This window comes from Saccharopolyspora sp., assembly GCF_017434145.1.
Taxonomy (GTDB): domain Bacteria; phylum Actinomycetota; class Actinomycetes; order Mycobacteriales; family Pseudonocardiaceae; genus Saccharopolyspora_C; species Saccharopolyspora_C galaxeae.
In genome coordinates, this window is the sequence record NZ_JAFRFW010000215.1 from 1 (window position 1) to 8,865 (window position 8,865).

Annotated in this window: 10 protein-coding genes and 1 pseudogene; 7 read left to right on the top strand and 4 right to left on the bottom strand. The window is 69.6% G+C overall.

Features of this window, described 5'->3' with window-relative positions; translation table 11 throughout:
• Nucleotides 1–23 precede the first annotated feature (23 nt).
• Together IJH84_RS06110 and IJH84_RS06115 are read right to left on the bottom strand one after the other, a co-directional pair.
• Entirely contained in the window at nucleotides 24–401 is a 378-nt protein-coding gene (locus tag IJH84_RS06110; RefSeq protein WP_200071202.1) for a hypothetical protein, read from the bottom strand.
• Nucleotides 402–483: 82 nt separating this feature from the next.
• Complete coding sequence (locus tag IJH84_RS06115) at nucleotides 484–1,122, bottom strand: DUF3043 domain-containing protein (protein WP_200071203.1); 639 nt, start codon at nucleotides 1,120–1,122, stop codon at nucleotides 484–486.
• Nucleotides 1,123–1,404: 282 nt separating this feature from the next.
• Between IJH84_RS06115 and IJH84_RS06120 the strand changes: the two genes are divergently transcribed.
• Nucleotides 1,405–1,767, top strand: a complete 363-nt coding sequence (locus tag IJH84_RS06120) for an iron-sulfur cluster assembly accessory protein (protein WP_200071204.1) — start codon at nucleotides 1,405–1,407, stop codon at nucleotides 1,765–1,767.
• Nucleotides 1,768–1,867: 100 nt separating this feature from the next.
• Here the strand turns inward: IJH84_RS06120 and IJH84_RS06125 are convergent, their stop codons facing one another.
• On the bottom strand, nucleotides 1,868–2,080 hold the full coding sequence (locus IJH84_RS06125; RefSeq protein WP_200071205.1) for an RNA-binding S4 domain-containing protein: 213 nt from the start codon (nucleotides 2,078–2,080) through the stop codon (nucleotides 1,868–1,870).
• Nucleotides 2,081–2,488: 408 nt separating this feature from the next.
• Between IJH84_RS06125 and IJH84_RS06130 the strand changes: the two genes are divergently transcribed.
• From IJH84_RS06130 to IJH84_RS29225, 3 genes and pseudogenes are all read left to right on the top strand, one after another.
• The gene (locus IJH84_RS06130; RefSeq protein ID WP_295141352.1) at nucleotides 2,489–3,820 is read left to right on the top strand and encodes an alpha-amylase family protein; all 1,332 of its coding nucleotides are present in this window, start codon (nucleotides 2,489–2,491) and stop codon (nucleotides 3,818–3,820) included.
• A gap of 128 nt (nucleotides 3,821–3,948) precedes the next feature.
• Nucleotides 3,949–4,097 (top strand): annotated as a pseudogene (locus tag IJH84_RS06135) (alpha-amylase family glycosyl hydrolase); the annotation flags it as partial.
• A 50-nt stretch (nucleotides 4,098–4,147) separates the two neighbouring features.
• Nucleotides 4,148–4,276: a hypothetical protein gene (locus IJH84_RS29225; protein WP_367268968.1), complete on the top strand. Its 129-nt coding sequence runs from the start codon at nucleotides 4,148–4,150 to the stop codon at nucleotides 4,274–4,276.
• 255 nt (nucleotides 4,277–4,531) lie between these two features.
• On the opposite strand, the gene asnB is transcribed toward IJH84_RS29225, so the two are convergent.
• A complete protein-coding gene (gene asnB, locus IJH84_RS06140; RefSeq protein WP_200071207.1) occupies nucleotides 4,532–6,460 on the bottom strand; it encodes an asparagine synthase (glutamine-hydrolyzing) in 1,929 nt (642 codons plus the stop codon).
• A gap of 385 nt (nucleotides 6,461–6,845) precedes the next feature.
• Between asnB and IJH84_RS06145 the strand changes: the two genes are divergently transcribed.
• The 3 genes from IJH84_RS06145 (at nucleotide 6,846) to IJH84_RS06155 (ending at nucleotide 8,677) form a co-directional block, all read left to right on the top strand.
• Entirely contained in the window at nucleotides 6,846–7,763 is a 918-nt protein-coding gene (locus IJH84_RS06145) for a cytochrome c oxidase subunit II (RefSeq protein WP_200071208.1), read from the top strand.
• 31 nt (nucleotides 7,764–7,794) lie between these two features.
• Nucleotides 7,795–8,193, top strand: a complete 399-nt coding sequence (locus tag IJH84_RS06150; RefSeq protein ID WP_200071209.1) for a cytochrome c oxidase subunit 4 — start codon at nucleotides 7,795–7,797, stop codon at nucleotides 8,191–8,193.
• Nucleotides 8,194–8,395: 202 nt separating this feature from the next.
• Complete coding sequence (locus IJH84_RS06155) at nucleotides 8,396–8,677, top strand: Lrp/AsnC ligand binding domain-containing protein (protein WP_200071210.1); 282 nt, start codon at nucleotides 8,396–8,398, stop codon at nucleotides 8,675–8,677.
• Nucleotides 8,678–8,865 lie beyond the last annotated feature (188 nt).

Sequence of the window (8,865 nt, forward strand, 5' to 3'; positions counted from 1 at the left end):
GGAGAACTCAGCCGCGGGAGAACTCAGCCGCGCGAGAGCTGGGACACCCGCTGCGGGCTCAGCCCGAGAACGGTTGCCACGTCCCGCCCGGTCATGCCGGATTCCTTCAGGTCCAGCACGGCCCGGCGGGAGAGCTTCGCGGCCTTCTCCTGCGCCTCCTGCGCTTCCCTGGCGGCCCGCCGGGCGGCCAGGATCTCCCGCTCCAGCTCGCTGTCCAGCGCGAAGTGCACGTCGACGGCGATCTCCGCGGCAGGCACCTGCAGCGCGGCCGCGACCATGTCCGCGGCCAGGTCGCGAGCCTCGGAGGCGGTCCGGCCCCGCGTCGCGCCGATGCCGTCCACTTCGACGACCCAACGAGGACCGGGCCCCTGCGGTCGCACCGTCGCCTCGTACCGATTCACTTCTGTCACCTCTCCGGCGAGCCCCCGAGCTCGTTGCACGCTGGTCTTGGGGCGCGGCGGAAGCGGCGGCGCCCGCGCGGACTCAGCCGATCTTCTGGAAGTCCTTCGGCGTGTACCGCGGGCGCGGCACCCGCAGCCTGCGCAGCTGCATGGCCCGGGTGAACGCGTACCAGCCCAGCGCCAGCGGCCGGTCGGTGTGGTCCGGGAACTTCTCCCGCACCCGCTTGTTCACCGCACGGCCCAGCAACGTGCCCTCGAACAGCATCACCAGCAGCAGCACCAGGCACACCAGCGTGGCGTACTGCTGCACCAGCATGTTCTGCACCAGCGTGGTGGCGAACACGACCAGCACCAGCGGCATGAACGCGCCCATCACGTGCCGCCGGGTGTCGACGATGTCGCGCACGTGCTGGCGCACCGGGCCCTTGTCCCGCGGCATGAGGTAGCGGTCGTCGCCGGCCATCATGCGCTCGCGGCGTTCCTTCGCGGCCTTGCGGCGCTCGTCCTTGTTGCCGCGGTTGCGCCGCATCGCCTCCCGCTGGTTCTTCGGCGGCGGGGCTACGGGACCGCGCTTGCGGGTCTCGGCGTCGCGCCGCTTCGGCGTGGGGCGGCCCTTGCCGGGGGTGTGGTCGCGGGCGGTCTCCCCGGTGACCTCGCCGTCCTGCGTCGAGGGGTCGGCGGTCGCGGTCTGCTCAGCGCTGTTTCGGCGAAGGAACCTCACCCCTACAGGGTATTCGACGGGCTGTCGCGCCAGGCACGGCACGGGCGCGGTCCGTGCCGGGATCGTGATCGAGATTCGGCCCGCCGGGTGCCGCAGGCCCGGTGCGGGGACGTTCACACCAGCACCGGCGCGTTCTGTGCCACCATGGGAGGCAGGTAATCCGATACGGACTCGCCCCCGAGCTGATCAGCCGAGCGGAGCGCCCGCGGCGGAATAGCTCGGGTCGGCGTCGACGGTGCACGTCAGGCCGGAAGCGGACGAGCGAGACCCCTAGGGAGAGTCATGACGACCGCCCAGACCATTGAGAGCGAGGCTCCCTCGCACGGTGTCACCCTCACCGACTCCGCGGCGCAGAAGGCGAAGGCGCTGCTGGAGCAGGAGGGCCGCGACGACATGCACCTGCGCATCGCCGTCCAGCCCGGCGGCTGCGCCGGCCTGCGGTACCAGCTGTTCTTCGACGAGCGCGCACTGGACGGCGACGCGCGGCGCGGGTTCGACGGGCTCGACGTGGTCGTCGACCGGATGAGCGCCCCGTACGTGCAGGGTGCGGTCATCGACTTCGTCGACACCATCGAGAAGCAGGGCTTCACGATCGACAACCCGAACGCGGGCGGCTCCTGCGCCTGCGGCGACTCGTTCCACTGACGCACCCGCGCGCACGACGGGCCGGTCCTCCTGGCGGAGGGCCGGCCCGTTTCGCGTTCGGCTCGGCGTGCGCCGGGCTTGGTGCGTCCGGCCGGGAGGGTCAGGCCGCGACCACCCGCACGGTCTCGTCGCCGAGGGTCACCAGGTCGCCATCGCCGAGCTGACGTCCGCGCCGGACCTCCACCTCGTCGTTGACCAGCACCTCGGCGTCCTCCAGCAGGGCTTTCGCCTCCGCCCCGTGCTCGGCGAGGCCGGCCAGCTTCAGCAGCTGGCCCAGCCGGATGGTGCCGTCCCGGATCTCGACGTCGCGCATGGCGCACATTCTCCCGCCCGCCTCGCGGACCGCTCCGGCGGCCCGCGGGAAATTCGCTGCGCAGACACGTTCCCTGTTTACGGAGACGGCTGATCGGCGCATTGCGGGTCGGCCCCGGAGCTAATGGAATCGCATTCGGAATCGATTAGGAGGATTTCGTTGCGATTATCAGCTCTGGCGCTGGCCGCTGGAATGGCGGCGGTAGCAGCGCTACCTGCGTGCGCCGCACCTGAGCCGCCCAGCGTTCTCGGGCAGGCGAGCGCTGTCGGGCAGACCAGTGCTCTCGGACGGACCAGCGCTCTCGGACAGGCCGGAACTCCCGGACCGGGCACCGCTGCTGCGCAGTCCGGTGCTCCCGCGCAGGCCCCCGCACCGGCAGTGGCCCCGGCGAACGGGCCGATCATCCAGATGTTCCAGTGGCCCTGGGAATCGGTCGCGCAGGAATGCACCAGCAACCTCGGGCCGTCGGGCATCGGCGCCGTGCAGGTCTCGCCACCGCAGGAGCACGTGCAGCTCGCCGACCAGGCGCACCCCTGGTACCAGGACTACCAGCCGGTCAGCTACCAGCTGCAGAGCCGCCGCGGCGACCGCGAGCAGTTCGCGGCGATGGTCCGCACCTGCAACTCGGCCGGTGTGCAGATCTACGCGGACGCGGTGCTCAACCACATGACCGCGGGCAGCTCGGACGAGCACGGACCGGGCAGCGCCGGGTCGACTTACTCGAAGTACGACTACCCGGGTGTCTACCAGGACGGCGATTTCCACGGGTGCCGCCGCAACATCGAGGACTACAACAACGCCGAAGAGGTCCGGACCTGCGAGCTGGAAGGGCTCTCCGATCTCAAAACGGAGTCCGACGCGGTCCGCTCGAAAGCGGTGGCCTACCTCAACGACCTGATCAGCCTCGGCGTCACCGGCTTCCGCATGGACGGCGCCAAGCACATGGCGCCGGAAGACGTCGGCGCGATCGCCGGTGCGGTGGACAACCTGCCGGGCACCGACCGCAAGCCGTACGTCTACCAGGAGGTCATCGCGGATCAGGCCGCGCCGACCAGCAATTACACCGGTAACGGCGACGTCACCGAGTTCGCCTACCACCACAAGATCAGCGACGCGTTCAAGAACGGCGACATCGCCGGGCTGCGCAACACGCCGGACGAGATGCCCACGCCCTCGGACCAGGCCGTCGTGTTCGTGGACAACCACGACACCCAGCGCAGCGAGCCGACGCTGACCTACAAGGACGGCGCGGCCTACGACCTGGCGAACGCGTTCATGCTCGCCTACCCGTACGGCACGCCGAAGCTGCTGTCCGGGTTCGGCTTCGACAACAGCGATGCCGGTCCGCCCGCCGACCAGAACGGGACCACCAGCCCGGCCTCCTGCGACGACCAGGCGTGGGTCTGCTCGCACCGCAGTCCGCTGATCACCGGGATGCTCGGGTTCTACAAGTCCGTGCAGGGCAAGGACCTGGTGAACTGGTGGGACGACGGTTCCGGGAAGGTCGCGTTCGGTCGCGGCGACGCCGGGTTCCTCGCGATCAACCGCGGGGGCGAGCAGTGGCAGCAGAGCCTGCAGACCTCGCTGCCGCCCGGCACCTACTGCGATGTCGCGCACGGCTCGTTGCAGGACGGTCAGTGCACCGGAGGCACCGTGGAGGTCTACCAGGACGGCAAGATCAACGTCACCGTCCGGCCCGACGAGGCGGTCGCCCTGCACGCGGGGCAGAAGCTGAGCTGAGGCAGCGGCGGGGGTGCTCGTCCGGGCACCCCCGCCATCCACCCGGCACGATCGCGCAAGAGCTGAGCCCGGCGGATCCCCGGTAGGACGAATGGCTCGGCGGTGGTGGTGCGACGCCGTGGTGTACCAGCCCGCGGCAGCCCGACCTGAACTGGCGGAACCCGCAGGTGCGCGCGGATTCCGGGAAACGCTGCGGTTCTGGCTGGACCGCGGGGTGGACGGTTTCCGGTTCGACGTGGCGCACGGGATGATCAAGCACCCGGAGCTGCCCGACCTGGGTTCCGCCGCGTGCTGGCGTTCCTGCGGCCTCCGCATTTCGCGTGCGCGGTGAACTTCGGCGCCGAGCCGGTCGAGCTGCCGGGCCGGACGCTATTGCGCAGCGGCGGATTCCGCGGCGACGGGGAAGCCGAGTCCGCCGTTCTCCCCGGCGACACGGCCGTGTGGCAGCAGCGCTGAGCATCCGTCAAAGATTTTCGATGAGCACTGCCGAAATGGTCTGTTCTTGCCAAGATCTTTCGTGATCTGATCTCCTCGATCGGCCGTGATCGCCGCGGCGCGGTGCGTCCAGGCGCGGCCGAATCCGCCGGTAGGCGCTGGTCAGCTGCCGGAAACGCAACGAGGCCGCCCCGGCCTGGGGGCGGGGCGGCCTCGCGGTGCTCGTGATCCGCACTTGCGGCGATCGGCGCCTGCTCGCGGGCAGGCGCCGGCCGCTCAGAGCTTGACGGGGTAGTGCGGCTCGGGAACCTCCGGCGCCAGCCGGCCCTCCACGAAGATCCCGTGCCAGAGCATGAACACCAGCAGCGCCCACAACCGGCGGCTGTGGTCGAGCACCCCGGAGCGGTGCTCCTCCAGCAGTTGCAGGATCGCGGTCTTGTTCAGCAACCGCTCGGTCTGCGACTGCTGGATGATGTTGCGCGCCCAGTCGTGCATCTCGTCGCGCAGCCAGTGCCGGATCGGCACCGGGAAGCCGAGCTTGCGGCGGTTGAGCACGTGCGCCGGAACGACCTGCTGCAACGCCTGCCGCAGCGCGTACTTCGTGGTCTCGCTGGTGATCTTCTGCTCCAGCGGGATGCCGCTGGCCACCCGGAACACCTCGGAGTCCAGGAACGGCACCCGCAGCTCCAGCGAGTTCGCCATCGTCACCTTGTCCGCCTTGACCAGGATGTCCCCGCGCAGCCAGGTGAACAGGTCCACGTGCTGCATCCGGGTCACCGGGTCCCAGCCCGCCGATGCCCGGTACGGCGCCGCGGTGATGTCCCGGTGCGACACCCCGGGATCGAACCCTTCCATGATCGCGGCCAGCTGGTCGTCCCGGAAGATCCGCGCGTTGCCGTAGTAGCGGTCCTCCAGCGACAGCGCCCCGCGGCGCAGCAGGTCCTTGCCCCGCACGCCCTCCGGCAGCGCGGTCGAGACCCGGCCCATCGCCTTGCGCAGCGTGCCCGGCACCTTCTCGAACGGCGCCAGCGACAGCGGCTCGCGGTAGATCGAGTAGCCGCCGAACAGCTCGTCCGCGCCCTCGCCGGAGAGCACGACCTTGACGTGCTGGCGCGCCTCGCGGGCGATGAACCACAGCGGCACCAGCGCCGGGTCGGCCACCGGATCATCCAGGTACCAGATGATCAGCGGTAACGTCTCCATCATCTCCTCGGCGGAGACGGTGCGGATGACGTGCTTGACCCCGATCGCCGCGGCCGACTCGGCGGCCACGTCCACCTCCGAGTAGCCCTGCCGCTCGAACCCGGTGGTGAAGGTGATCAGGTTCGGGTTGTGCTCCTTGGCCAGGCAGGCGATCGCGGTCGAGTCGATCCCGCCGGACAGGAACGCCCCGACGGTCACGTCGGCGCGCATGTGCTTGGCCACCGAATCCCGCATCACGTCGACGATGTCGTCGTGCAGCCGCCGCGCGTCGGCGTCGGTGTTCATCGTGCGGCTGTGGAAGTTCGGCACGAAGTACCGCTCGGTGACCAGCTTGCCGCCGGGGGAGATGGTGAACGAGGTGCCGGACTCGATGCGGCGGATGTTGCGGTGCAGCGTCTCCGGCTCCGGGACGTACTGCATCGTCAGGTAGTGCTGCACCGCCTTGTGGTCGATGTCCTCGTCCAGGCCGAGCGTGGTCGACAGGTGCAGCAGGCTCTTCTTCTCGCTGGCGAAGGCCGTGCCGCCGGGCCCGGTCGCGCAGAACAGCGGCTTGATCCCGAACGGGTCGCGGGCGCCGAACACCACGCGCCGCTCGCTGTCCCAGATCAGGAACGCGAACATGCCGCGCAGCCTGCCCACCATCGAGGTGCCCAGGTAGTGGTAGGCCGCGATGATCGATTCGCTGTCGCCGTCGGTGCCGAACCGGGCGCCGTACTGCTCGGACAGCTCCGCGCGCAGCTCCAGGTAGTTGTAGATCTCGCCGTTGAACAGGATCGTGTAGCGGCCGGGGTTCTCCGGCGGACCCCAGCTCAGCGGCTGGTGCGAGTGCTCCAGGTCGATGATGGACAGCCGGTTGAACCCGAAGACGGCTTCACCGCCGTGCCAGGTGTCGCTCTCGTCCGGTCCTCGGTGCCGCTGGCAGGGCAGCGCTTTGGCCACGGCGTCGACGGCGAAACCGGCGTTCTCTTCAGTGGGACTGACTAGTCCAAGCAGGCCGCACACGCTCTCGTGCACCTCTCGCGTCGGCGATGGATAGGCTCCGCGCCGCCGGCGGGTGCTCGGCGGGCGGAAGCCCCAAGTATGCCGGGTGCTCCGTCGCCGCCTGCACGCGCGTGCTCGTAGCCGCGCCTCCGGTGATCGGTCCGGCGCAGCTCCGCGATCACCCGGTCGTGCTGTGCGGATCTCGGTGATGTGCAGCTCACCCCGCCACCCCGAAGGAGTATCGCGGCTACTGCTGGGCTAGGCTCCCCGCAGCATTCCGGCCGCGGGGCCGCGCGGTGCGCAGCGCGCCCCGGCATCCCGGCGGCACGGGTTGGATCACGCAGCGAGGAGGCGTCGCGCAGTGGGCTTGCGGCAGCAGCACGGGCGCCTGAAGGAGGGGACCCGAGTGCCACGGCTGGTCAAAGTCGCCGGGCTGGTGGGCCTGGTCGCGGTCGCGGCCACGGGCTGTTCGGCCGATGAGGTCCTGCGGTTCGGCTGGCCGCAAGGGGTCACCCCGCAGGCGGAGTCGATGCGCCAGCTGTGGACCTGGTCGGTGATCGCTGCGCTGGCGGTCGGTGTCCTGGTGTGGGGCTTGATCTTCTGGTCGGTGGCCTTCCACCGCAAGAAGAGCGAGGAGCTCCCGCGGCAGTTCCAGTACAACGTGCCGCTGGAGGTCATCTACACCGCCGTCCCGTTCGTCATGGTCGTGGTGCTGTTCTACTTCACCGCGGTCACCCAGAACTACGTGATGGCCAAGCCCGCGAACCCGGACCAGCGGGTCAACGTGGTGTCGTTCCAGTGGAACTGGGAGTTCAACTACCCCGGCCACAAGACCCCGGACGGCCAGCCGGTCCGCACCGTCGGCAGCAGCAGCGAGATCCCGCTGCTGGTGCTGCCGACCAACGAGCGGATCGAGTACAACCTCAGCTCGACCGACGTGATCCACTCGTTCTTCGTGCCGGAGTTCAACTTCAAGCGGGACACCTTCCCGCACCCGGACAAGAACGACCAGGACAGCAGCTTCCAGAACACGATCCAGCGCGAAGGCTCGTTCGTCGGGCGCTGCGCGGAGCTGTGCGGCACCTACCACTCGATGATGAACTTCGAGGTCCGCGCGCTGTCCCCGGACAAGTTCGACAGGTACATGGACTTGCGGAAACAGACCAACCCGGCCACCGGCGAGTACTACACCGCGGCCGAGGCGTTGGGTGCGATGAACTGCGGTGAGCTGTGCTCGCCGCGGGCGGTGACCTCGGTGCCGTTCGACACCGACCGCACCTCCGGTGAGGCATCCACCATCGGCGGCAGGTCGGCAGGCAACTGAGGCCGTCGCACGGCGCGAGAGTGAGGACTCCATGAAGGTCGAAGCGAAGATCTTCAACATCATCACGCTGTTCTTCTTCCTGTCCGCGGTGGTCTACGGGCTCTGGTCCAAGGAGCCGGTGGGCACGGTGGCGCTGGTCCTGGTTGGCGGGTTGTCGCTGCTGATCGGCAGCTACTTCAACTTCGTGGCGCGGCGCATCGAGACCCGGCCGGAGGACAACCCGGACGCCGAGATCAGCGACGGCGCCGGCGAGCTGGGCTTCTTCAGCCCCGGCAGCTACTGGCCGGTGGGCGTGGCCGCCTCGGCGGCGTTCGCCGGTGTCGCGCTGGCGTTCTTCCACACCTGGATGATCGTGATAGCCGTCGGAACGATCTTGATCACGGTCGCCGGCCTGGTCTTCGAGTACCACACCGGGCCGAACCACGAGTGAGTTCCGCGAACTCCGCGCCCCCTGGACCTCGCCGGTCCGGGGGGCGTTTCGCCGTTCGGCGGGGGTTTCGAGCCGCTCGGCGGGCTCGCACCGCCGAGCGGCGGACTCGCCGGAGGACGAGACCGCTCGGGGACCGCGTCCGAACGCTTAGGATTTCCCCGGCCGGGCGCCGCGTCCGGCGGATGCCTTGGAGGTTGTTCTCGTGATCACCGCGATCGTGCTGATCCAGACCGTCGCCGACCGCCTGCCCGAGGCGGCGCAGGAGATCGCCGACATCGACGGCGTCGCCGAGGTCTACTCCTGCGCGGGCGACGTCGACCTGATCGCGATCGTGCGGGTGCCGGACCACGAGAAGATCGCCGAGATCGTGCCCGGCGGGATCAACAAGGTCAGCGGCGTGCTCGACACCGACACGCACATCGCCTTCCGCTCCTACTCGCGCCAGGACACCGAAGCCGCCTTCTCCATCGGCCTGGAGGACTAGGTTCAGGAATTGGTTCGCGCAGCTGGTCGGGTGGCGGAACCTCAGCCAGGCGTCTTCTGGCTCCGGGCTCTCGCGTGAACGGACCGCCGGACCAACCGGTGGGTCAGTGCGCGGCCCAGCGGGCCAGCAGCGCGGCCGCGGCGCCGGAATCCAGCGCCTGCCTGGCGCGCTCGATGCCGTCGCGCAAC

Bases quoted from the DNA above. Each gene is read 5' to 3' on its own strand.
- IJH84_RS06120 (WP_200071204.1), top strand. From the start codon at position 1,405: ATGACGACCGCCCAGACCATTGAGAGCGAGGCTCCCTCGCACGGTGTC.
- IJH84_RS06150 (WP_200071209.1), top strand. From the start codon at position 7,795: ATGAAGGTCGAAGCGAAGATCTTCAACATCATCACGCTGTTCTTCTTC.
- IJH84_RS06125 (WP_200071205.1), bottom strand. From the start codon at position 2,080: ATGCGCGACGTCGAGATCCGGGACGGCACCATCCGGCTGGGCCAGCTG.
- IJH84_RS06130 (WP_295141352.1), top strand. From the start codon at position 2,489: ATGTTCCAGTGGCCCTGGGAATCGGTCGCGCAGGAATGCACCAGCAAC.